Here is a 22,324-nt window from a genome sequence, read left to right as displayed (position 1 = left end):
TCCCTACAGCGCTTGGCCCGGAGCCTCACCCTCCCATCGAGAAGAACGGCTACTTCTCGAGCAGCAGGACTGTGGCCCTCACAGCGCACACTCTCCGCCATCGCACGGATCGCCCGTGTGACGGAGACCCGCTGCGAGGTCGCACGTCAGAAGGGTGAGGAGAGCAAGGGCGGGGACAGCAAGACTGCCTTGTCGGGACAACATCCGCCCCGGGGGAGACGGCGCGTGCTTCAATCGGAGCATGGCAGTCGTCTCCCCCGTTCCGGTTCCTGGCCCCGTGCCCGCCGAGTCCATCCTGACCGAGCCCGACGCCTCGCTGCTGTTCAGCGGGGCACGCACCGCCTACACCTTCACCGACGAGCCGGTGACCGACGCCCAGCTGCGGGCGATCCACGAGCTGGCCAAGTGGGCGCCGACGGCGGTCAACGCCCAGCCGTTACGGGTGGTAGCCGTCCGATCGGCGGCAGCCCGGGAGCGCCTGCTTCCCTGTCTTCCCAGCGGTAATCGCGAGCAGGCCGCAGGGGCGCCTCTCACCCTCGTCTGCGCAGCCGACCGCTCCTTCGCCGGGTCCCTGCCGCGGCTGCACCCGCGCGGCGAGCGCTACCAGCGGCTGCTGGAGGAGGGCGGGGCGGAGATGCGGGCGCGTTGGGCACGCGCCTCAGCGCTGATCCAGACGGCCTACGTCATTCAGGCGATTCGCGCCGTCGGGCTGGCAGCCGGCCCCATGAACGGAGACGACGCTGAGGCGTTGGCGACCGAGTTCTTCGCCGGTCAGGACGTGGAGGTGCTGCTGGTCATCAACGTCGGTCACCCGGGGCCAGACGCCTACCAGGAACGCAACCCGCGCCTGCCCTTCGAGGAGGTCTATCAGGTGCTATGAACCCAGCGGGTCGATCGCGCTCAGCCCCCGCGACCGGGCGGCGTCGGCGAGGCGGGCGTCATGAGTCAGAACCGTGACCGGGTGGCGAGGATCGTCCAGCAGCGTCGCAGTCGCCAGGTGAATGGCATCGAGAGACTTCAGCTCACCAGTCAGGGCGCTGGCGCGCGCAATGACATCCGGGCCGATCTCGACGAGCTCCACCCCCGCGATGAACTCATCGACCACGTGGATATCGAAGCGCTCCCGATGCGCCGCCCGAGCCATCTCCACCGTGAGCAGACAGGAGGAGACCAGCCCCTCGGTGGCGTGCGCATCCATGATGAGCTGCGCGGCCTCATCGGCTCCGGGCTGCCCGAGGAGGGAGAGCAGCGCCACCGAGGCATCGAGGTAGATCACCTGTCCTCCTCGCGCTCACCGAGGAGGAACTGCTCCAGGTCGAAGTCCTCAGGCACCCCCCACCGCCTGGCGGGCAGCGCCCAGTCGTCTGCGGCTCGACGGACCTTGCCCTCACGGACCATCCGCCCGTACCAGGTCTCGTCATCACGGATCGGGACGATCTGGGCGATCGGGCGGCCACGGTCGGTGACCGTCACAGGTACACCAGTGGACTCGACCTCACGGTAGACCCGCCCGGCCTGCTGATTGACCTCCCGCAGTCCCACAGTCCTACTCCCCGGAGAAACCGGCACGTCCGCTGCACGCATGACACGAGAATACGACAAAGGTTCTACATGTACTACTTTGGGACTGTGGGGCGGAGGCAGGGTCGAAGGCTCGAGACTCAGCGTCAGCCCCCTCGCCGCTAAGGCCGGAAGATCGAGTTGTCCTCGCTGACGTAGGCGACCGCGAGTCGCTGCGTCCAGGCCATCTGGCCGACGATCTTGACCAGAGCGTTCGCGTCCGACCAGCCGACGCTGATGTAGATGTAGTCGGCGCCGATGGTGTAGTCGGCGACCGGCAGCCCTTCGGCCTCCCGCTCCTCCAGCTCCGCCTCACTCAGCGCGTCGGGGCCGTTGAACGGCGGAAAGGCGCGGATGAGGTCGCGGTAGATAGACCTGATCGCCGGGGTGGAGCCGTCGATGGTGCTGAAGTCGCGCGGCCCGTCCCACTGGGCGACCACCTGCTTCCACCACTGGGGGAAGTCCTCATCGGTCGTGGAGTCCGGCTCGAAGATCAGGAGGTCGTAACTCATGCTTCGAGGCTAAATGTGCGGCCCGTCACCGACCATGGACACCGCTCCCCACCGCGACTTCCGACGGCGGCCCACCGCCTCCGTCTGGGAGGTGGCGGGCCGCCGTCGGGTACCGGGACGCAGTGCTCAGAGTGCTCAGAGCACGTAGGGGTCGTTCATCGGGTCGGTCAGCGTGGTCGGGTCAGCCACGTTGGTGTCGCGGCCGGCCGGGCCGAGGTTCGCGGCCGAGGCGGGGGCCGCGGGCGACGTCGGGACGTCGAGCTCGGCGTTGGCGCGGTTGCGCGCGAGCCACAGCTCGTAGGAGTCGGCGGTAGCGCCGTCGAGGTCCACGCTGTCGATGTCGATGCCCAGAGCCTGGGCCACACCACGGCCGTAGTCGGGGTCCGCGTGGTAGCAGTTGAAGATGTGGCGGTGCTTGATCTGCAGGGTCGAGTCCCCCATGGCGCGGGCGGTGTTCTCGCACAGGACGAGCTGCTGCTCGGGCGTCATGGCGCGCCAGAGCATGCCGGGCTGGGTGTAGTAGTTGTGGTCGTCCTCGCGGAAGTCGTACATGGCGACGTCGCCTCCGGCCTGGACGGGCTCGGAGAGCTCGCGCGAGTCCTGCCAGTTGCCGTAGGAGTTGGGCTCGTAGGCGTTCTGGGACCCGGCGTTGCCGTCCACCCGCATGGCGCCGTCGCGGTGGAAGCCGTGGGGGCAGGCGACGCCGCGCGGGGCGTTGACCGGAATCTGGTGGTGGTTGACGCCGAGGCGGTAGCGCTGGGCGTCACCGTAAGAGAAGAGGCGGGCCTGGAGCATCCGGTCCGGCGAGTATCCGATGCCGGGCACGATGTTCTGGGGCGTGAAGCCGGCCTGCTCGACGTCCTGGAAGTAGTTGTCGGGGTTCCTGTTGAGCTCGAGGACGCCGACCTCCTGGAAGGGGAAGTCCGCCTTGGGCCACATCTTCGTCAGGTCGAAGGGGTTGAAGTCGGTCAGGGCCTCGGCCTGCTCAACGGTCATGGTCTGGACGTACATGGTCCAGCGGGGGTACTGGCCCTTCTCGATGGACTCGTACAGATCACGCTGGTTGGACTCGCGGTCCTCGGCGATGACGGTGGCAGCCTCCTGGTCCGTGAGGTTGGCGAGACCCTGCTGGGAGCGGAAGTGGAACTTGACCCAGGTGCGCACGCCCTCGGCGTTGATGAAGGAGTAGGCGTGCGAGGAGAAGCCGTGCATGTAGCGGTAGGACAGCGGGATGCCGCGGTCGGACATGGTGATGGTCACCTGGAGGAGCGACTCGGGCAGGCTGGTCCAGAAGTCCCAGTTGGTGTTGGGGCTGCGCAGGTTGGTGCGGGGGTCGCGCTTGACGGCGTGGTTGAGGTCGATGAACTTCTTGCCGTCACGGAAGAAGAAGACGGGGGTGTTGTTGCCGACGACGTCCCAGTTTCCCTCGGAGGTGAAGAAACGCATGGCGAAGCCGCGGATGTCGCGCTCGGCGTCGGCGGCCCCGCGCTCCCCGGCCACGGTGGAGAAGCGCATGAAGAGCTCGCACTGGTTGCCCTCGGCGGAGAAGATCGCGGCGCGGGTGAGCTCGGGGATGGCGCGGGTGACGGTGAAGGTGCCCCAGGCGCCTGAGCCCTTGGCGTGCATGCGGCGCTCGGGGATGACCTCGCGGTTGAAGTGGGCGTGCTTCTCCAGCAGCCAGGCGTCCTGGAGGGCGACGGGACCGCGGGGCCCGGCGGTCATGGAGTCCTGGTTGTTGTAGACGGGCGAGCCGTTGGCCATCGTCATGCGGCCCTGGCCGGCGGCGTTGTTGCGGCTGGGCAGGTGCTCGCCGAGGCCGGCGCGGGACATGGGGCAGCCGGCGGGAGCACCGTCCTGAGGGGTCTCGGGCAGGTTGGTGTCATTCATGGGTATCTCCTTGCTCGGCCAGCGGGCCGGGGTATCGCAAGGCGCGAGGTGCGCCTGAGCCGGTCGGGGCGCCGTGGGTACCGCTGACCGCTGTCAGCCGCGACGACGAGATGACCGCCCGTCAGCAACCATAGCCGAACAATAAGGAGATGTCTCAGTAGTTGCTCTACTAAATGGGATCACTAATGTGTAGGTGGGTGTCGGCCGCCGCCCAAGCTCACCGGCGGTCACCACCAGCGCATCGGCGGCTGACCAGCGGACACCGACCATGAACACCGCCCTCCACGGCAGCCCCTACGCCGGGCGGTAGGTGAAGCGGTCCCAGCCCAGGGCCTCGATGTGCTCGGCCATACGTTCGCACGTCCCGTCCCAGCCGGGCGCCACGACGTCGAATTCGCCGCTCGTCCCCTCGGAGCGGGCCTGCTGGAGGGCGTAGACCCGCGCCCCCGCCGCGCGCACCCGCCGAGCCACCTCCACGGCGTCGTCGGCTGTCACGTCCCCGGGCACCACGGTGGTGCGCACCTCGAAGTCGGGCCCGCCGCGGCCGGCCGCCTCGATGAGCACCTCCAGGCTCTCCCATGCCCTCACGGCCGCGTTCGCCCGGCCGACCACCTGCCCGTAGTGCTCGGGCAGAGCCTTGATGTCCAGCCCCACCCAGCTGACGAGCCCGGCCTCGATCATGTCCCGCAGCCGCCGCGGGTAGGGCCCGGCCGTGTGCAACCCCACCTGGAAGCCCATGTCGATGACCTCGCGGGCGGCGTCGGCCAGAGCGTCCTGGCGCAGGGCCTCACCGCCGGTCAGGACGACGCCGTCGAGCAGCCCCCGCCTGCGGCGCAGCAGGGCGCGCACCTCCTCCCACGCCACCTGGCCGGGCGTGCGGGTGGGGATGAGGTCCTGGTTGTGGCAGTAGAAGCAGTTCCAGGGGCAGCCCTGCAGGAAGACGGTCGCGGTCAGGCGGTCGGGCCAGTCGACCGTGCTCATGGGGACGAGCCCGGCGATCACCAGGTCGTCGGCGGGCCGGCGGTCGGGGCCGACGGAGGCGCCCCGGCCCGCACCGTCCTCAGTGACCCGGGCCGGCCGGGCGGTGCGCGAGTCGGTCGGCGGACGTGTCTGCGGTGAGGTCACTGCCCCCTCCTTTCGGGACGTCGTCGGGACTGCGGGGAACTGCCGGGCTGCGGGACCGACCCGAGGGCCGGCGTCGTCGCGACACCGAGCCCGCTGGGCGCCGTCGCCGGATCATCCGACGGCGCCCAGCGGTCCCGGCGGGTCCTCTCAGGCGCTGACCGTACTCAGGCGCGAGATGGCCGGGCCGTGACCACCGGCGGCGACCTCGGTGAACATCTGCCGCTCGGCGTACTCGCCCTTCTTGCCGATGTTGAAGGAGCGCACCGGGCGGAAGTAGCCCATGACGCGGGTCCACACCTCGCACTCGACCGGCTCGGCCTCGGGGTGGAGCTCGGCGCACTTGTCGCAGGTGAGGTGCTCGCCCACGAGGTAGCCGTGGACGGGGCAGATGGAGAAGGTCGGCGTGATGGTGATGTAAGGCGTGCGGAAGGCGGTCAGGGAGCGGCGCACCAGCTCCTTGCAGGCGGCGGCCGAGGAGATCCGCTCGTTCATGTACAGGTGCAGGACGGTGCCGCCGGTGTACTTGGTCTGGAGCTCCTCCTGCATCTCCTGGGCCTCGAAGGGGTCGTCGGTGTAGCCCACGGGGATCTGAGAGGAGTTCGTGTAGTAGGGGTTGGTCTCCGTACCGGCCTGGAGGATGCCGGGGTAACGCTTGCGGTCCTCCTTGGCGAAGCGGTAGGTGGTGCCCTCGGCCGGCGTGGCCTCGAGGTTGTAGAGGTGGCCGGTGGCCTCCTGGAACTCGACCATCTTGTCGCGCACGTGGTCCAGGAGGCGCACGCACATGGCGTGGCCGCGCGGGTCGGTCAGGTCATAGGCGTCGCGGGTGAAGTTGCGAACCATCTCGTTCATGCCGTTGACGCCCAGGGTGGAGAAGTGGTTGTCCAGGGTGCCCAGGTACCGCTTGGTGAAGGGGAACAGGCCGGCGTCGATGTGGTGCTGGATGACGGTGCGCTTGAGCTCCAGGGTGTCGCGGCCGATCTCGAGCAGCTCGTCGAGCCGGGCAGTCAGGGCGGCCTCGTCGTCGGCGTAGAGGTAGCCGAGGCGGGCCATGTTGATGGTGACGACGCCGACCGAGCCGGTCTGCTCGGCCGAGCCGAACAGGCCATTGCCGCGCTTGAGCAACTCACGCAGGTCGAGCTGGAGGCGGCAGCACATGGAGCGGATCATGCCGGGGTCGAGCTCGGAGTTGATGAAGTTCTGGAAGTAGGGCAGGCCGTACTTTGCGGTCATGGTGAACAGGAGCTCGGTGTTGGGGGCGTCCCAGTCGAAGTCGCGGGTGATGTTGTAGGTGGGGATGGGGAAGGTGAAGACGCGGCCCTCGGCGTCACCCTCGGTCATGACCTCCATGAAGGCGCGGTTGATGAGGTCCATCTCCGCCTGAAGGTCGCCGTAGGCGAAGTCGCAGACGTCGTCGCCGATGAGGGGGTGCTCGTCGGCCAGGTCCGCGGGGCAGGTCCAGTCGAAGGTGAGGTTGGTGAAGGGCGTCTGGGTGCCCCAGCGCGAGGGGACGTTGAGGTTGAAGATGAGCTCCTGCATGCACTGCTTGACCTGGTCGTAGGTCATGTCGTCCAGGCGGACGAAGGGCGCCATGTAGGTGTCGAAGGAGGAGAAGGCCTGGGCGCCGGCCCACTCGTTCTGAAGCGTGCCCAGGAAGTTGACGATCTGCCCGACGGCTGAGGAGAAGTGCTTGGCGGGGCCGGCGGCGATGGCGCCGGGGACGCCGTTGAAGCCCTGCTGGAGGAGATCTTTGAGGGACCAGCCGGCGCAGTAGCCGGCGAACATGTCCAGGTCGTGGATGTGGAGGTCCGCGTTGCGGTGGGCCTGGCCGGCGGCGGCCGAGTAGACCTGGCTGAGCCAGTAGTTGGCGACGACCTTGCCGGAGGTGTTGAGCATCATCCCGCCCAGCGAGTATCCCTGGTTGGCGTTGGCGTTGACGCGCCAGTCGGAGCGGTCCAGGTACTCGGTGATGGTGGCGATGGCGTCCACAGTGGGGCGCTCTCCGCGGGCGACGGCGGAGTCGGCCGAGCCGGGGGCCACGAGGCGTGGGTCGGTGGCGGGGGTGGCGGCCGGCGGCTGCGCCGAGCCGTCAGCTGCGGGGGCGGTGGAGGCAAGGTTCTTCTCGAGCACGGGTCTCTCCGATGGTCCTTCTCGTTCCTGTTCGCGGCCCCGTCGAGCGTCGATGGGGCCAGTCCTTCCGGGTGCCGTCAGCGGTTGCGCGCTGCCTGCGGGGAGCGGGGCGGTCGGCGGCACCGGTGCCGACCCTACGCCCAAATCACACCAATGAGACACATCATCTTGTGTCTAAATTGTATCTCAACCACAACATCTTGCGATAGAGGTATGGACTTTCGTCCCGATAGGCGTCGCCTTCCCGCACGATCTCGCGGATGCCGTCAAAGCTGGAACACAAGCCAGCAGGACCGCCCGGAGCGCACATATGAGGCCCAGATCACTCCTGCCCGGCGTGTTGGGATGAGGCCAGGAGCGTGGACCTCGACCCAGCACGAGACCGCTCCCCGGACAACCCGATTGACCTGTCATGACTATCGATACTGACGTCATCTGACCTACTGGGGATTCACTCCAACATCATCACCCTGGACGCCCCGTCACTCTCACTGAGGAGCCGTCACCAGAGCAGCCGATGACCTCCTTGAGGGGCTCTGTGTCCAGATCTGCCACAAAGAGGTTCAGGCGCCGTTCACTGAGCAGCAGGAACCGCAGAATTGCGCGGTTCTGTATTTTCTATCCGAGACTCACAGCAGCCTTTGTGGCAGATTTGAACACTTCCCAGCACTCCACGGCCTTCAGCACGTCCGGAACGACCTGATGCGCGTAGACATCCTTCCTCGTGAAGCGCAGCGGCAGGAAGCCACGGGCAACAAGCCGGCGGTCGCGCCATCGGTCGAGAGCGAACTGGTACTCGTCGCAGTGGTAGGTGTAGCCGTCCAGTTCTACGACCACCCATCCCTCGACCACCAGGTCCACCTCACCAACCCCCTCGATCTCCACTCCGACCTCGAAGCCCAAACCCGCAGCCTCAAGGTCCAAACGCGCCAGCGTCTCCAACGGGGAACGGGCCCGGTCACTGGCGCGATCGAGTCGTGCGAGCGCCCGAGCCGAGCCAGGGCCACGAAGCAGATTGCGAATCTGCTCGGCAGTGACGCGCTCATCATGAAGTGCCGCATCGAGAGCGATGAGTGGGGAGTCGTCCTGGAGGTGACAGCGCAGAAAACGCGCCAGAGCCTCAGGAAGTGCCTGTACGGGGAAACGAGTCGGAGATGCTGAGCCCTGGCTCCGATCGACATGGATAACCTCACGTCCCACGGCTGCGAATCGTCCGCTATCCGAAACCACGAGGTGAACCTGCTCGGCCCCATGGGCTACGGGCAGCCCGTAGTAGCGCATAGCGGCCTGGCAGGTGAGGAGCCCTCCATGAATGCGCGCCAGAACAACGGCGCGCTCAGCACCCGGGATACCGACAACCCCATGCTCATAGGCGATGAGCTCACCGGTCCTCACCAGCGAGGCGATGTGACGGCGCTGGGTGCGAGACAGGTCAAGGTCCCGCATGCGAACCGCTCCGTAGCAGCCACGCACCGCGGCGAGCAGCTCAGCGTCCATGGTGTTCACGGAACTCATTGCCGCCCGTCTGTGGAGTGGACGCAACCCGGCCGCCGTCACTCTGTGGTCAACTGGAGCATCCGTCAGCCTGTGGCCTCCAGGACCCATCGAAGTGTCACCGATGCCGTGACACAGAACTGTCACCCATGTCCCGAGACACAACAACCAGAGACTTCACGCCCCAGTAGCCAAGGGCATGGTGTCCAAATCGGACACAAAGGAGCCCAACAACGTTTCACCCAGCGATACGAACCACGGAATCATGCGGTTCTGTCCGACGCGCTCAGTACTCGTTGCCGCCTTTGTATCCGATGTGGACACTCCCCATCACTCCAGGGTCCTCAGCACGCCCGGAACCACACGGGAGGCCGTTCGCCGGCATCACCGTTACCCGCGCTCACCCGGACCCGGACGGGACACCCCACCTCACCCCGCCACCCCGTCCTTCTCGTGGACCGTCACGGTGTTGTCGGGCTGACCAGACATCGACCGACCAGGTGGCTGGATCGTATGGACGATCACGCTCCGACAGCCTGGTTCCATGAGCACGGATACCTCTCCCTTCCACCGTTCCCGACCTCCGTCGCAGCAGGTCAGACCCACATCTCCCACCCGGTCTCGGGGCCCTGGGCGCACGTGCCCACCTGGATCCTGGCGGCGGTGTTGCTGCCCGGCCCGTACGGGATCGTCCGGGGCATCACGCTGTGGCCGGATCTGCCAAGCCTGCCGCGTCGCCGGGCTTGGCTCGGCTGGACGCAGGTGGCGCTGACTGTCGCCCTCATCGCCGTCTGCCTGGTCGTCGCCTGGCCCAAGGCCTGAGCCGGCCACGCCTGGCGTCGCCTTCGCTCCCCACGCCGCATCCCGGGCCCCATCCTCACCGCCGGTGAGCCACAGGCGTGAAGGCGACGCCGCCCCTCCTCCCCCGTTCACCACCGATTCACGTCCGGAAAGCTGACACCATGACTGTTCGCCGTTTCTCCGCGCCCGGTCTCACCCGGCGCCTACTGGCCCCGATCGCCGCCCTGCTGGGGCTGGTGGCAGGCCTGAGCGTCCTCATCCTGCCCTCCCCCACACCGACCACCGCCGACCCGACCACGTTCTCCGCCGAGCGCGCCATGGCCGCCATCAACCGCCTCGCCGACGAGCCCCACAGTGTCCTGCGCCGCGAGGCGCACGACCGGGCACGCGACGACGTCATCGGCATGTTCACCGACCTCGGCTACACCCCCACAGTGCACTCCGACCCGCTATTCGACCTCACTAACCCGGAGGACAAGGAGAACTTGGAGACGCTCCCCGCAGAACTGCAGACGGAGATCAAAGACGCGCCGGCTGAGACGATCGTCGTCGACGTACCGGGGAAGTCCGAGCGCACCATGGCGCTCATGGCCCACTACGACTCGTCCACGGTCGAGGAGGACGAAGACGGGGTAGTACGCAAGGTTCCAGGGAACTCCTACGGGGCTTCCGACGACGGCTACGGCGTGGCCGCCATCGTCGAGACGCTCCGGGCTATCAAGGCCGAGGGGCGCCAACCGGAGAACTCGCTGAAGATCGTCATCACCGACGGCGAGGAAGTCGGCCTTGTCGGCGCCCGCAACGAGATGCGCCACCACCGCGCCGACTACAAGAACGTCGACCTGGTCCTCAACCTCGAGGCGCGCGGCACGAGCGGTCCGGCGCTCATGTTCGAGACCTCCTCGAACAACAGCGCCGTCGCCGGCTACTTCCTCAGCCACGTGAAGCAGCCCGTAGCCGGCTCGCTCCTCCCCTCGCTGTACGCGCGCATGCCCAACACCACTGACATGGCGGCGTTCATCCCCGAGGGTTTCACGGTGCTCAACATCGCGGCGATTGGGGACGCCGAGCACTACCACCACCCCACCGACGCCCCACGCTACGTCGACCACTCGACCCTCCAGCACTACGGCGACCAGGTCCTGGACCTCGCGCGGGCCTGGGCCTTCGACGGGCAGGCCCCCACGCTCACGGCCGACGGCGACCTTCACTTCTTCCAGCTGTGGCGGGGGCTGACGGTGCGCTACCCGGCCGCGGTCGGGACGGGGCTGGGGTGCCTGGCCGTCATCGCCGCGCTCGGCGTCGTTGCGGTGCGGGCACAGTCGCTGCGCTGGAAGCGGGTCCTGGGGAGCGTCTGGGGCCTGACGTGGCGGGCCGCGTTCGCCTCTGCCGCCGCGGGGCTGGTGCAGCGCGGGGCCATGGCGATGAAGTGGGCGCCGGAGAGCGGACTCGGGCCGAACCCGCTGCTGGTGTGGATGTTCGCCGGCGGGGCCCTGATCGGGGCCGGGCTCACGGCGCACTTCGTGGTGCGGCGCTGGAAGGAGGGGCTCGGGCAGGAGACCCTCGCCGCGGCGCTGCTCCTGCTGGCAGCGGCCTGCGTGCCGCTCATGGTGCTGTTGCCCGGCGCTGCCTACGTCCTGGTCCTTCCCACGCTCGCCCTGGCGCTGACCGCGCTGGCGCCAAGGCGGGTGCGGCCGGTGGTCGGGGCGCTGGCGGCCTTCATCATCGTGGTGATCCTCGCCCCCGCGGTCCTGCTCATCCACGAGATGCTCAGCCTGGGCGCGGTGTGGGTGACCGTGTTCTTCGCGATCGTGCCGGTGGCGCCGCTGGTGCTCGTGCTCCTGCAGGCCGGTTCCCGGCGCACCGCCAGGGGTGCCGGTACCACATCCGGGGCCGCTCCCAGCGGCACCCCCGTTGCTGGCCAGGTGGCCACGACGGTGTAGAGCGGCGCAGAAAGGCGGCACTACGCGGACGGCTTTGTGGCCTCGGACCACTCCTGGCGAGCGGTCCGAGGCCCCGGCCTGTTGATACACGGAGTGAATCACGGTCCCGGCCGCCAGTAACGGGACTGGGCGAGTCTCCTTCCAGGGTTTTCCACAGGGGGCCTCAGGGGGCTGGTGCGAGGGTGTTGGTGCGGGTAGTGTCAATACACCGCTTGGACGGGCAGTGTCGCCCGGCCGGGCGGGGTATGGAGTTGTTTCGGCGGCGAGGAGGCTTCCGTGATGAGTGCGTCCCTACGATTTCCCAAGCCCTCGGGTGTGCGGCGTCCAGTTCCCGGTCCTGGCCGTTCAACCCCACCAACGCAACGCTCCACCGCGCACCACCGTCAGGCCGAGCTGAACCTCGACGGCATCGGCGGGCACGCGGAGCAGCAGGCTCCGGCAAATTGTCCAGGGCGGTCGAGCGGAGACCTATTGGTAGCACACAGACCCCGACCCGGAGCTCGTTTCGGACACCGGAGGGGTGTGGCCGGGTTGGTGGCGGTGTGTGTGCTGGCGCTGGGGGTGGCGGCCTGCTCGGTGAGGGACGCCAAGGCGGAGGCCAGTGCGAGCGCCAGTGCCAGTGCGTCGGCGGCTATTGCCCGGGCGGAGAAGGGCATCGCGGATGCCAACGCCTCGGCGACTGCCTCGCGGGAAGCGGCTCTGACTCCTGAGCTGCGCGCCAAGCGCGACGCCGCCCTGGCCGAACCTGCCCCGGCCAAGCCCCCGCAGCTGAACGAGGAGAGCGCCGAGGGCGCAGCAGCCAGCGTCGGCTACTTCCTCAACCTCTACCGCTACGCCTTCATGACCGGCAACACCACCGAACTAGCAAAGATGAGCGAAGATCAATGCAAATTCTGCCAATCAGCCATCAACAGGGCCACCAGCCTGCACACTACCGGAGGATGGATTGACAAATGGGAGCAGAATGTCGCCAACGTGACATACTACGAAAAACTAGAGGGGCGTGACTACAATCGCGTGGCGGTTGTTGTAGATTATGGCGCCATGACTTCTCATCCCGGAGATGGAGGGTCGGCCAAGACATCCGCTCCAGACAAAGGGAGAAGTCTCAACTTTGGCGTCAGGTATGTTGATGGTGGATGGTTGGTTGGCGGGGTTGAGGTGGCCAAATGATGACACTGCACCCCATTGCCTTAATCACCCTTGTCGCTCCACTCATACTTCCGATACAAAATGCCGGAAACGCAAGTTCGGGCTCCACCACTGTTGAATCTAATGTAACTGCTGGAAATACGGACGCAGGAGTGGAAACCTATGGGGAGGTGACTGAGACCATCCCTCAAGAGAGCGCGTCGGATTCTGGTGAGCCTGCGTCTCAGGAGCGTCCGTCTGTGAGGGCCTCGGATCCGTCGATGTGGGAGGAGCAGTCGCATCGGGAGTGCTCGCCGGAGAAGGACGCCTACGGGCTGGACAAGTACAAGTGCAACCTGGCCACCCTCAACCGCCCCGGCCAGCCCGACCAACCCACCACCGCCGGTGGTGGCCGTACGGTCACGGTCACCACCCGCCAGGCCGCCACCCTGATCGCCTCGGGCTCGGGCATCACCCGCCAGCCCCCAGGCCCCAAGGTCATCATCTCCAAGGCCTTCATCGTCTACACCAACCCCGCCGTGCGCTACCAGACCACCACCATCCTGGGCACCTCCATCGAGGTGGAGTTCACCCCCACCTCCTACACCTGGGGCTGGGGAGACGGCACCACCACAACCACCACCGACCCCGGCGCCCCCTACCCCCACCAAACGGTGACCCACCATTACCAGCACACCGCCACCGGCGTCACCACCACTCTGACCACGACCTGGACGACCAGGTACCGCCCCCAAGGCGAGGACCAGTGGCGACCCATCGAGGGCACCATCACCACCACCGAGACCTCCACCCCCTACGACCTGGTCCGCATCGTCACCTACCTCACCGACGACGCCGAAGAAGCCCAAGGCCACTGACCCCCACCCCAACACACGCAGCCGCACCGCAGGCCGCCGGCTCGCTCAGCGAACGCGGTGTCACCAACGGCGACTTTTAGACGCATCCCAGCCCGACAACCACCGCACCCTGGCGCATATGCGCAGGCCAGAGCCCTACAGGCCCAGGCACGCCAGCCGACGGACGACCTAAAAGTCGCCATCCGTGACACCAAGACCCCACAACCCACCGCCGGAGACCAGTCAGACGCCGCCATCCACCGGTGGTGCACACTGTTTCCCATGGCAGACGGGACCGCACGCGACCTCACCGGGCTCCTGGAGTCCATCGGTGGGCGCGACGGCCGGCTCGTCCACCTCCAGCGCACCCCGGCCCGCCCTGGCCGTCACGCCGACTGGCCCGACTGGGCGGACCCCGACCTCGTGGCCGCCTACCGCCGCCTGGGCGTCGAGCGCCCCTGGACGCACCAGGTCGCCGCCGCGCACTCCGCCCACACCGGCCGCCACACGGTCCTGGCGACCGGCACCGGTTCGGGCAAGTCCCTGGCCGCCTGGCTGCCGGCGCTCTCCGACGTCCTAGCCGCCCAGTCCCCCGGTGCCGGCTCACGCATCTCCGCCCACACCCGGCGCCCCACCACCCTCTACCTCTCCCCCACCAAGGCGCTCGCCGCCGACCAGGCCGCTGCCCTAGCCCGGCTCGTCGGCGAGCTCGAGGCCGTCCAGCGCGAGGCCGGCACGCCCGCGGGCTCCCTGCGCACGGTGCGCGCCGGTACCTGCGACGGCGACACTCCCCTGCCCGAGCGCGACTGGGTGCGCGCCCACGCCGACGTCGTCCTGACTAACCCCGACTTCCTCCACTTCTCCCTGCTGCCGGGCCACGAGCGTTGGAGCCGCCTCCTGCGGGGCCTGCGCTACATCGTCATCGACGAGTGCCACGCCTACCGCGGGATCCTGGGCGCGCACGTCGCCCTCGTGCTGCGTCGCCTCCTGCGGCTCGTGGCGCGCCTGCGCCCGCGCGGCCCGCAGCCGGTCGTCTTGTGCGCCTCGGCGACGGCGGCCGAGCCGGCCCTCACCGCGGCCCGCCTCATCGGCGTCGAGCCCGACGACGTCGTGGCCGTCACCGACGACGCCGCACCCGCCGGGGAGCGCACCCTGGCCCTGTGGCAGCCGGCCCTGCGCGACCCCTGGGTGCTGCCGGCTCCCGGCGAGGGCGGTCCGGCGCCCTCGGGCTCCCTGAGCCCCGACGCACCCCGGCCCGCGAGCGCCGACGGCGAAAGCCTCCCCGCCCCCAACGTCACGCCGTCCCCGCAGCACGTGTCGGGAACAGAGGCGCCGCCGAGGGCCGGCACCGACGCCATCGCCTCCACCACCCACCGCCGGCCTCCGGTCACGAGCGGCGATACCCCACCCGGCAGCGCCGAACCGGACTCGGGCGACCCTAGCGAGGATCCCTCGGCGCGGCGCAGCGCCGTCGTCGAGGCCGCCGAGCTGCTCGTGGACCTGCTGAGCGTGGGCGCCCGGGCGCTGGTGTTCGTGCGCTCGCGTCGCTCGGCGGAGGTCGTGGCCGAGCGGGCCCGCCACACGCTGGGGCTCTCGCTGCCCGAGCTCGTCGGCACGGTGTCGGCTTACCGCGGCGGCTACCTGCCCGAGGAGCGCCGGGCTCTGGAGACCGACCTGCGCTCGGGCCGGCTGCGGGCCCTGGCCACCACCAACGCCCTGGAGCTGGGCATCGACGTCACCGGGCTGGACGCGGTCCTCATCGCCGGCTGGCCGGGCACGCGCGTCTCGCTGGGTCAGCAGGCGGGCCGGGCCGGGCGCGCCGGCACCCGCGGCCTGGCCGTCCTCATCGCCTCCGACAACCCACTGGACGCCTACCTCGTGCACCACCCCGAGGCGGTCTTCGCCGCCCCCGAGGCCACGGTCTTCGACCCGGCCAACCCCTACGTGCTCGCGCCCCACCTGTGTGCCGCCGCCTCCGAGGCTCCCCTGCGGGCCTCGGACCTGGCCCTGTTCGGCCTGTCCGACGACGCCCTGCTGCGCGAGCTGGAGGGGCGGGGCGCGCTGCGGCGTCGGCCCACAGGCTGGTTCTGGAACGTCAACCTGCCCGGGCGGCCCCAGGACCTGACCTCCCTGCGCGGCGACGGCCCGCCCGAGGTGCCGGTGGTGGAGGCCGACACGGGCGTCGTCATCGGCACGGTGGACGGCGCGGCCGCCGACTCCACCGTCCACGAGGGCGCGGTCTACGTCCACCAGGGGCGCGTCTACGTGGTCGAGGAGCTGGCCGACGACGTCGCCCTCGTGCGGCAGAAGGCGGCGGTCGGCTACCGCACGCGGGCCCGGTCGCGCTCGAGCGTGCGCATCATCGCCGAGCGCGAGCAGCAGGTCTGGGGCCGGTCGGGTCAGACGACGCCGGGCGATAGCCGTGAGCCATCGGCGCGCGAGCCGGAAGAGCCGGCCGGTCCCGGCGGCGGTCCCAGCGGAAGTTCCATTCCAGCCAGTACCGGCCCCGGTCCGGCCGGCAGCGGGCGGGCCGGCTCATCCCCCGGTGACGCCCCCGAGCCCACGGGCGCAGCCGCCATCACCTGGTCCTTCGGCTCGGTGGAGGTCACCAGTCAGGTGACCGGCTACCAGCGGATGGCGCTGCCGGGCGGCGAGGTCGTCTCACAGCACGCCCTGGAGATGGACGAGCACGTGCTGCCCACCGCGGCCGTGTGGTGGACGATCCCCCAGGAGGTCTGCGAGGCGGCGGGCCTGGAGCCCACCGACCTGCCCGGGGCCCTGCACGCGGCCGAGCACGCGAGCATCGGGATGCTGCCGCTGCTGGCCACCTGCGACCGCTGGGACATCGGCGGGCTGTCAACGGCGATGCACCCGCAGACGGGGGCGCCCACGGTCTTCGTCCACGATGGGCACGCCGGCGGGGCGGGCTTCTCCGAACGCGGCTACCGGGCCGGGCGCGACTGGCTGGAGGCGACGCTGGCCGTCATCGAGGGCTGCGGCTGCGCGAGCGGCTGCCCCTCCTGCGTGCAGTCGCCCAAGTGCGGCAACAACAACGAGCCCCTGGACAAGGCCGGGGCCGCCGTCCTGCTGCGGCTCCTGATTGATGCGGCACCCCAGAGCGCCTCAACCGCCGACCCCGCTCACCGAGACCTGTCCAGAACGGACGACGTGGACGCCCCCTCGACCCCAGTGACCAGAGGCAACTGAGCTTCGACCTGCTGCTTGGCGAGTCGCACCTCGCAGGAGCGGCGGCGAAGTCATCCGACACGGTCAATCCAGCCGCCGGACCTGACGCGACGTGAGCCCGCCCCCTACGCGGGCATGAACCAACATTCATAAGACGCTCTCCCTCATATTCATGAGATGCTCGCCCTCACGCACCGTGAGGCTGATACGTTCCCAGCATGCTCCTTCGATTACTGCGCACGCACCTGCGCCCCTATACCGGGTTGCTGGTGTGCGTCCTGGTGCTTCAGTTCGCTGAGGTGATGGCCTCCCTGTACCTGCCCACCCTCAACGCCGACATCATCGACAAAGGTGTGGCCACCGGGGACTCCGGATATATCTGGCGAATGGGCGCGTTCATGCTGGGGGTGAGCCTGGCCCAGGGCGTGTGCTCGGTCGCGGCGACCTACCTGGCGGCGCGCGCGGCGATGAGCATGGGCCGGGACCTGCGCGGCGAGGTCTTCGATCGGGTCAGCGGCTTCTCCGAGCGGGAGATCTCCGCCTTCGGGGCGGGCTCGCTCATCACCCGCAACACCAACGACGTCCAGCAGGTCCAGATGCTGGTGATGATGAGCGCCACGATGCTGGTGACGGCGCCGTTCATGGCGGTGGGCGGCATCGTCATGGCGGTCACGCGCGCCCCGGGTCTGTCGTGGCTCATCGGGGTGTCGGTGCCGGTCCTGCTGGTCGCGGTGGGCCTCATCGTGGGCCGCATGCTGCCCCTGTTCCGCTCCTACCAGGACAAGCTCGACGCCATCAACCGGGTGATGCGCGAGCAGCTCACCGGTATCCGAGTCATCCGCGCCTTCGTGCGCGAGCAGGCCGAGACCGAGCGCTTCGAGGACGCCAACGGCGACATCGCGCGGGTCGGCGAGCGCGTGGGTCAGCTCTTCGTCCTGCTGTTCCCGCTGGTGATGCTGGTGCTGGACGTGACGATCGTTGGCGTCATCTGGTTCGGCGGCCACCGGGTCGGCGACGGCGACGTGGAGGTCGGCACCCTCATCGCCTTCATGTCATACCTCATGCAGATCCTCATGGGCATCGTCATGGCTAGCTTCATGACGATCATGATCCCGCGCGCCGCCGTGTGCGCCGAGCGCATCAGCGAGGTGCTGGCGACGTCGCCGACCATCACCTCCTCCCCCGACGCCGTCGACACCTTCCCGGCCCCCGGAACGGTTGAGATGCGTGACGTCACCTTCGTCTACCCCGACGCCGACGCCCGCGTCCTGGCGGAGGTGAGCTTCACGGTCCAGCCCGGGACGACGACGGCGATCGTCGGCTCGACGGCGTCGGGCAAGTCCACGGTGGTGCGGCTGCTGGCCCGGTTGCTTCAGGCCAGCAGCGGGCAGGTGCTCATCGGCGGCACCGACGTTCGTGAGGCCGACCCCGAGGCGCTGTGGTCGCAGATGGGGCTCGTGCCTCAGCAGCCCTTCCTGTTCGCCGGGACCGTGGCCTCCAACCTGCGCCTGGGGCGCGAGGAGGCCACCGACGACGAGCTGTGGCAGGCCCTGGAAGTCGCCCAGGCCAAAGACTTCGTCTCCAAGATGGACGGGGGCCTTGAGGCGCCCATAGCCCAGGGCGGCACGAATGTCTCTGGCGGTCAGCGTCAGCGCCTGGCCATCGCCCGGGCCCTGGTGCGCCGGCCCGACATCCTCATCTTCGACGACTCCTTCTCCGCCCTGGACGTGTCCACCGACGCGCGGCTACGCGAGGCCATGGGGCCGGCGACGGCCGGCATCACGAAGGTGATCGTAGCCCAGCGCGTCTCCACGATCGTCGAGGCCGACCAGATCCTCGTCCTGGACGGCGGCCACCTGGTGGGTAGCGGCACGCACACTGAGCTGCTGGCCACCTGCGCCGTCTACCGCGAGATCGTCACCTCCCAGCTCGGAGCGGAGGCCGCAGCATGAGCAGGAACGCGAGCAGCCCCATGGGCAAGAAGGCCGGCAGGAACGCCGACAGAGACACCCGCAAGAAGGCCGGGAGCGGTGCGCGGACCGCCGCGAGCGCCATCGTCGGCCCCGATGAGCTCAGCGAGGAGGACCTCAAGCTGGCCGCTGAGGCGCAGGCCGCCTCGGGCGACTGGCACGACGGTCCGCCTCCGGGCAAGGCCGAGGCCTTCTGGCCCTCCTTCAAGCGGATGGTCGGCCTGCTGGGCGCCTACCGGGTCTCCCTGGTGGTCGTGGCCCTGGCCGCGGTGGGCACGGTGGCGCTGGCCGTGGCGGCCCCCAAGGTGCTGGGGCAGGCCACCAACGTCATCTTCGAGGGCGTGGTCTCCACGATGCTGCCGGCCGGCACCACCAAGGCCCAGGCCATCGAGGCCCTGCGGGCGCGGGGGATGGATGACTTCGCCACGATGCTCTCGGCGATGGATGTCATTCCCGGCGCAGGCATCGACTACGCCCGCCTGGGCCGGATCCTGACGGTGGTGCTGGGCCTGTACGTGGGTTCGGGCCTGCTCAACTGGCTTCAGGGCTGGCTCATCAACCGCATCACCATCAAGGCCCTCTACCGGCTACGCGCCCAGGTGGAGGACAAGGTCCACCGCCTGCCGCTGAGCTACTTCGACACCGTCCAGCGCGGCGAGCTGCTCAGCCGCCTGACCAACGACGTCGACAACATCACCAACACCCTCCAGCAGTCCCTGTCCGGCGCCCTGACCGCGATCCTCACGGTGGTGGGCGTGCTGGGGATGATGTTCTCCATCTCCTGGAAGCTGGCGCTGGTGGCGCTCATCATGTTCCCGCTCATGGGCGTGGTCTTCGGGGTGATCGGACCGCGCTCGCAGAAGGCCTTCACCCACCAGTGGGCGCGCACCGGCAAGATCAACACCCGGGTGGAGGAGTCCTTCTCCGGGCACGCCCTGGTGCAGGTCTACGGGCGCACGGCCTCGGTGCGCGAGGCCTTCGCAGCCGAGAACGAGGAGCTGCTCCGGGCCTCGCTGCGCGCGCAGTTCCTCTCCGGGATCATGATGCCGATCATGCTGGTCATCGGGAACATCAACTATGTGGCCATCGCGGTGGTCGGCGGCGCCATGGTCGCCTCCGGGTCGCTGCGCCTGGGCGATGTGCAGGCCTTCATCCAGTACTCCCAGCAGTTCTCCCAGCCCCTGGGCCAGCTCGGCGGCATGGCCACGGCCGTGCAGTCCGGGACCGCGAGCGCCGAGCGGATCTTCGAGCTGCTCGACGCCGAGGAGGAGCGTCCCGACGACGTCGCACCGGGAAGCGCTGGTGCCGCAGGTACTGCTGGCGCCGCGGGCACCGCGTCCACCGATGCCGCCGGGGAGGCCACGGATGCCGGCCGGGCCGCGGGGACCGGCCCCAGCGCCGCGGCGGCTTCGCCGAAGAGCCCGGCGGGCCCGGGCGTCATCGAGATGGAGCACGTGCGCTTCTCCTACAGCCCGGAGGTCGAGCTCATCCGGGACCTGTCGCTGCGGGTGGACCCCGGGCACACGGTCGCGATCGTGGGGCCCACGGGAGCGGGCAAGACCACCCTGGTCAACCTGCTCATGCGCTTCTACGAGCTCGACGGGGGACGCATCCTCATCGACGGGCGCGACATCGCCACCATGACGCGCCACGACGTGCGTCGCCGCACCGGCATGGTCCTGCAGGACCCGTGGCTGTTCGCCGGCACGATCCGCGAGAACATCCGCTACGGGCGGCCCGGGGCCAGTGATGGGGAGGTCGAGGCCGCCGCGAGGGCGTGCTTCGTCGACCACATCATCAAGGCCCTGCCGCAGGGCTACGACACGGTTCTGGAGGAGGACGCCGCGAACATCTCCGCCGGCGAGCGCCAGCTGCTCACGATCGCGCGGGCCTTCGTGGCCAACCCGGCCGTGCTCATCCTCGATGAGGCCACCAGCTCGGTGGACACCCGCACCGAGCTGCTGGTCCAGCAGGCGATGAACGCGCTGCGCGAGGGCCGCACGAGCTTCATCATCGCTCACCGCCTGTCCACGATCCGCGACGCCGACACCATCCTGGTGATGGAGCACGGCGACATCGTCGAGCAGGGCAGCCACGATGAGCTCATCGCGGCGGGCGGTGCCTACGCGCGCCTCCACGCGGCCCAGTTCGCGGGCGGCGCCACCGTCGCCGTCGAGGACTGAGGCCCGGGCTGCCCCCGATGTCCGGCGGCGCCGGCCCGAGTGGAGGCCGGTTCTCGCCGGTCCCCACCCTCGAGGATGCACGGTAGGCCTCGCGGACTGTACCCGTGACAGGCGTCGTCGAAGGCTGACGTGCGTCCTCGACGCCTCAGGCGCCCGGGCGCACCGTGTGCACACCCGGGTTTGGGCCGGTTCACGGCTTAGGCGGGGCGTCGACAGGGCCGGCGCGGGCCTGGGCGGTGGCCTGGCGGGGTCGGCCGAGGATCGTCGTCGGGACGACGACGCTGACGGTGACGTCCTCACCGGCCACGGAGCAGGCGCTCACCGAGGCGCCATTGGCGGCAGCCACGCGCTGCGCCATGGCGCAGGGGTCGCCGGGGGCAACGACCGAGGACAGGACCGTGGCACCGGAGATGGCCGCGAGGTCAGCGGCGGCCCTGGCCCGACCGGCGGCGCTCTGGGCCTGGATGAGGCCCGCGATGCCGACTGCCGCGGCCAGCAGTACGGCGATGACGCCGAGCGCGTAGACAGTCCCCGAGCCACGCTCGTCCCACCCGGGGCTGTTTCCTTTGGCGCCCCGGGCGGCCGGTTGCTGCGCCGATCGTCCAGCTGGGCGGCAGAACGGCCGGCCGGCCTCCCGGCTGGAGGTCGCGAGCGCGGTGGAAGCCACGGCGGGGAAGGCCAGCGGATCCGGAGCATGGGCCATCTGTCGGCTCCGGTCTCCATGGCGATTCATGGGCTGCTCGGCTCGGTGTAGGTGCAGGCGCGGGCCCGGGCCGTCAGGCCCAGGCCGCCCAGGGGGCCGGGGACGGGTCGGGCGACGGTGACGCAGGTGAGCTCGCCCTGCTCGACGCCGAGGCTCACCCCTCCGGCCACGCGCTGGGCGGCGCCGGCGTAGTCCTCCTGGCCGATGGCGGCCTGACGGGCGGCCGTGCGGGCGGCATCGGCCACCCGCAGCTGAGTGACTCCGGCGCTGACCGCCGCCAGAACCATCAGCAGGACGAGGATGACGGCGGGCAGTGACAACGCCGTCTCAGCCGTCACCATCCCCTCCTCTCCTCCTGTGGTGCACCCGCCCTGGTCACCGCCCCAGCGGCCTCGACGGGGCCGGCGACCAGGTGAGGGATGCGGTTCCGCGCGGCTGGAGGGCCGGCGGGAAGCGGGACCCGGGCGGCGACGTCGGCCACCGCCGGGTGCCCGGGCCACTCGGGGGCGAGCGCGCCCACCTGCTGCGATGACGGCGCACATCACACCGAGAGCGCCGACTCGATGATGGACTGCAACGCCCCGCTCAGGCTGCCCGAGCGCATGAGCGCCAGCAGCAGGCCGGCGAAGGCCGCGGCCGCCAAGGTGCCGATGGCGTACTCAGCGGTGGCCATGCCCTCCTCCTTGCTCGTCAAGCGCCGCAGGAGCGCCGGCAGCGTTGAGGCGTCACTCGGGCGGGCCAGCATCACGCTGGTGCGCAGGGTACGCAAGGTGGTCCGGGTGGGTCTCCTCATGGTGGTTCTCCTCTGGTCGGTGGGGACCAGCACACCGCCGCTCCCCAGCGGG

The 22,324-nt window shown here is 69.4% G+C and carries 18 protein-coding genes; 8 read left to right on the top strand and 10 right to left on the bottom strand.

The annotated features are described in order from the left end of the window. The first annotated feature begins 241 nt into the window (after window positions 1-241). Window positions 242-880 carry a malonic semialdehyde reductase gene (locus AXE84_RS05610; protein WP_060957155.1) on the top strand — a complete coding sequence of 213 codons (639 nt, stop codon included), beginning with the start codon at window positions 242-244 and terminating at the stop codon, window positions 878-880. Here the strand turns inward: AXE84_RS05610 and AXE84_RS05605 are convergent. From AXE84_RS05605 to AXE84_RS05575, 7 genes are all read right to left on the bottom strand, one after another. After that, a complete protein-coding gene (locus AXE84_RS05605) occupies window positions 875-1,276 on the bottom strand; it encodes a PIN domain-containing protein (protein ID WP_060957154.1) in 402 nt (133 codons plus the stop codon). The two genes, AXE84_RS05610 and AXE84_RS05605, sit on opposite strands and share 6 nt — an antisense overlap. Beyond that, entirely contained in the window at window positions 1,273-1,542 is a 270-nt protein-coding gene (locus AXE84_RS05600; protein WP_236750172.1) for a type II toxin-antitoxin system Phd/YefM family antitoxin, read from the bottom strand. The genes AXE84_RS05605 and AXE84_RS05600 overlap by 4 nt, the downstream gene beginning before the upstream one ends. Before the next feature lie 140 nt (window positions 1,543-1,682). After that, on the bottom strand, window positions 1,683-2,072 hold the full coding sequence (locus AXE84_RS05595) for a hypothetical protein (protein WP_060957152.1): 390 nt from the start codon (window positions 2,070-2,072) through the stop codon (window positions 1,683-1,685). Window positions 2,073-2,207: 135 nt separating this feature from the next. Further along, on the bottom strand, window positions 2,208-3,839 hold the full coding sequence (locus tag AXE84_RS05590) for a catalase (RefSeq protein WP_167542068.1): 1,632 nt from the start codon (window positions 3,837-3,839) through the stop codon (window positions 2,208-2,210). 414 nt (window positions 3,840-4,253) lie between these two features. Next, window positions 4,254-4,940, bottom strand: coding sequence for an anaerobic ribonucleoside-triphosphate reductase activating protein (locus AXE84_RS05585; RefSeq protein ID WP_236750211.1), 687 nt, complete (start codon window positions 4,938-4,940; stop codon window positions 4,254-4,256). A gap of 291 nt (window positions 4,941-5,231) precedes the next feature. Further along, window positions 5,232-7,211, bottom strand: a complete 1,980-nt coding sequence (locus AXE84_RS05580) for a ribonucleoside triphosphate reductase (protein WP_060957150.1) — start codon at window positions 7,209-7,211, stop codon at window positions 5,232-5,234. Window positions 7,212-7,829: 618 nt separating this feature from the next. Beyond that, window positions 7,830-8,708: an endonuclease domain-containing protein gene (locus AXE84_RS05575; RefSeq protein WP_236750210.1), complete on the bottom strand. Its 879-nt coding sequence runs from the start codon at window positions 8,706-8,708 to the stop codon at window positions 7,830-7,832. Between the two features lie 510 nt (window positions 8,709-9,218). On the opposite strand from AXE84_RS05575, the gene AXE84_RS05570 reads away from it, so the two are divergent. From AXE84_RS05570 to AXE84_RS05540, 7 genes are all read left to right on the top strand, one after another. Next, on the top strand, window positions 9,219-9,527 hold the full coding sequence (locus AXE84_RS05570) for a hypothetical protein (protein ID WP_060957148.1): 309 nt from the start codon (window positions 9,219-9,221) through the stop codon (window positions 9,525-9,527). A 140-nt stretch (window positions 9,528-9,667) separates the two neighbouring features. After that, complete coding sequence (locus tag AXE84_RS05565; protein WP_060957147.1) at window positions 9,668-11,449, top strand: M20/M25/M40 family metallo-hydrolase; 1,782 nt, start codon at window positions 9,668-9,670, stop codon at window positions 11,447-11,449. Window positions 11,450-11,983: 534 nt separating this feature from the next. Then, window positions 11,984-12,622 (top strand): DUF6318 family protein, encoded by a 639-nt coding sequence (locus AXE84_RS05560; RefSeq protein ID WP_081093182.1) that lies wholly within the window; start codon window positions 11,984-11,986, stop codon window positions 12,620-12,622. Beyond that, complete coding sequence (locus tag AXE84_RS05555) at window positions 12,619-13,458, top strand: zinc transporter (protein WP_420480486.1); 840 nt, start codon at window positions 12,619-12,621, stop codon at window positions 13,456-13,458. The genes AXE84_RS05560 and AXE84_RS05555 overlap by 4 nt, the downstream gene beginning before the upstream one ends. 261 nt (window positions 13,459-13,719) lie before the next feature. Then, complete coding sequence (locus AXE84_RS05550) at window positions 13,720-16,644, top strand: DEAD/DEAH box helicase (protein WP_060957145.1); 2,925 nt, start codon at window positions 13,720-13,722, stop codon at window positions 16,642-16,644. A gap of 197 nt (window positions 16,645-16,841) precedes the next feature. Further along, complete coding sequence (locus AXE84_RS05545; protein ID WP_060957144.1) at window positions 16,842-18,575, top strand: ABC transporter ATP-binding protein; 1,734 nt, start codon at window positions 16,842-16,844, stop codon at window positions 18,573-18,575. After that, window positions 18,572-20,776: an ABC transporter ATP-binding protein gene (locus tag AXE84_RS05540; RefSeq protein WP_081093087.1), complete on the top strand. Its 2,205-nt coding sequence runs from the start codon at window positions 18,572-18,574 to the stop codon at window positions 20,774-20,776. Before AXE84_RS05545 ends, AXE84_RS05540 begins: the two co-directional genes overlap by 4 nt. Window positions 20,777-20,966: 190 nt before the next feature. Here the strand turns inward: AXE84_RS05540 and AXE84_RS05535 are convergent, their stop codons facing one another. The 3 genes from AXE84_RS05535 to AXE84_RS05525 all read right to left on the bottom strand — a co-directional run bounded on the left by AXE84_RS05535 (window position 20,967) and on the right by AXE84_RS05525 (window position 22,272). Continuing rightward, window positions 20,967-21,284 carry an Rv3654c family TadE-like protein gene (locus AXE84_RS05535; protein WP_060958173.1) on the bottom strand — a complete coding sequence of 106 codons (318 nt, stop codon included), beginning with the start codon at window positions 21,282-21,284 and terminating at the stop codon, window positions 20,967-20,969. Between the two features lie 221 nt (window positions 21,285-21,505). Beyond that, complete coding sequence (locus AXE84_RS05530; RefSeq protein ID WP_060957143.1) at window positions 21,506-21,820, bottom strand: TadE family type IV pilus minor pilin; 315 nt, start codon at window positions 21,818-21,820, stop codon at window positions 21,506-21,508. A 200-nt stretch (window positions 21,821-22,020) separates the two neighbouring features. Further along, window positions 22,021-22,272: a DUF4244 domain-containing protein gene (locus AXE84_RS05525; RefSeq protein ID WP_010615468.1), complete on the bottom strand. Its 252-nt coding sequence runs from the start codon at window positions 22,270-22,272 to the stop codon at window positions 22,021-22,023. Window positions 22,273-22,324 lie beyond the last annotated feature (52 nt).

This window comes from Actinomyces oris, from assembly GCF_001553935.1.
GTDB classification, from domain to species: Bacteria; Actinomycetota; Actinomycetes; order Actinomycetales; family Actinomycetaceae; genus Actinomyces; species Actinomyces oris_A.
The sequence above is the reverse complement of the archived record's forward strand: the minus strand, read 5'-3'. Positions and strand labels throughout refer to the sequence as shown.

Excerpts from the sequence above, each read along its gene's own strand:
- AXE84_RS05540 (WP_081093087.1), top strand. The coding sequence starts at position 18,572 with ATGAGCAGGAACGCGAGCAGCCCCATGGGCAAGAAGGCCGGCAGGAAC.
- AXE84_RS05565 (WP_060957147.1), top strand. The coding sequence starts at position 9,668 with ATGACTGTTCGCCGTTTCTCCGCGCCCGGTCTCACCCGGCGCCTACTG.
- AXE84_RS05550 (WP_060957145.1), top strand. The coding sequence starts at position 13,720 with ATGGCAGACGGGACCGCACGCGACCTCACCGGGCTCCTGGAGTCCATC.
- AXE84_RS05555 (WP_420480486.1), top strand. The coding sequence starts at position 12,619 with ATGATGACACTGCACCCCATTGCCTTAATCACCCTTGTCGCTCCACTC.
- AXE84_RS05545 (WP_060957144.1), top strand. The coding sequence starts at position 16,842 with ATGCTCCTTCGATTACTGCGCACGCACCTGCGCCCCTATACCGGGTTG.
- AXE84_RS05530 (WP_060957143.1), bottom strand. The coding sequence starts at position 21,820 with ATGGTGACGGCTGAGACGGCGTTGTCACTGCCCGCCGTCATCCTCGTC.
- AXE84_RS05525 (WP_010615468.1), bottom strand. The coding sequence starts at position 22,272 with ATGAGGAGACCCACCCGGACCACCTTGCGTACCCTGCGCACCAGCGTG.
- AXE84_RS05575 (WP_236750210.1), bottom strand. The coding sequence starts at position 8,708 with ATGGACGCTGAGCTGCTCGCCGCGGTGCGTGGCTGCTACGGAGCGGTT.
- AXE84_RS05590 (WP_167542068.1), bottom strand. The coding sequence starts at position 3,839 with ATGACGATGGCCAACGGCTCGCCCGTCTACAACAACCAGGACTCCATG.
- AXE84_RS05610 (WP_060957155.1), top strand. The coding sequence starts at position 242 with ATGGCAGTCGTCTCCCCCGTTCCGGTTCCTGGCCCCGTGCCCGCCGAG.
- AXE84_RS05585 (WP_236750211.1), bottom strand. The coding sequence starts at position 4,940 with ATGAGCACGGTCGACTGGCCCGACCGCCTGACCGCGACCGTCTTCCTG.
- AXE84_RS05570 (WP_060957148.1), top strand. The coding sequence starts at position 9,219 with ATGGACGATCACGCTCCGACAGCCTGGTTCCATGAGCACGGATACCTC.
- AXE84_RS05595 (WP_060957152.1), bottom strand. The coding sequence starts at position 2,072 with ATGAGTTACGACCTCCTGATCTTCGAGCCGGACTCCACGACCGATGAG.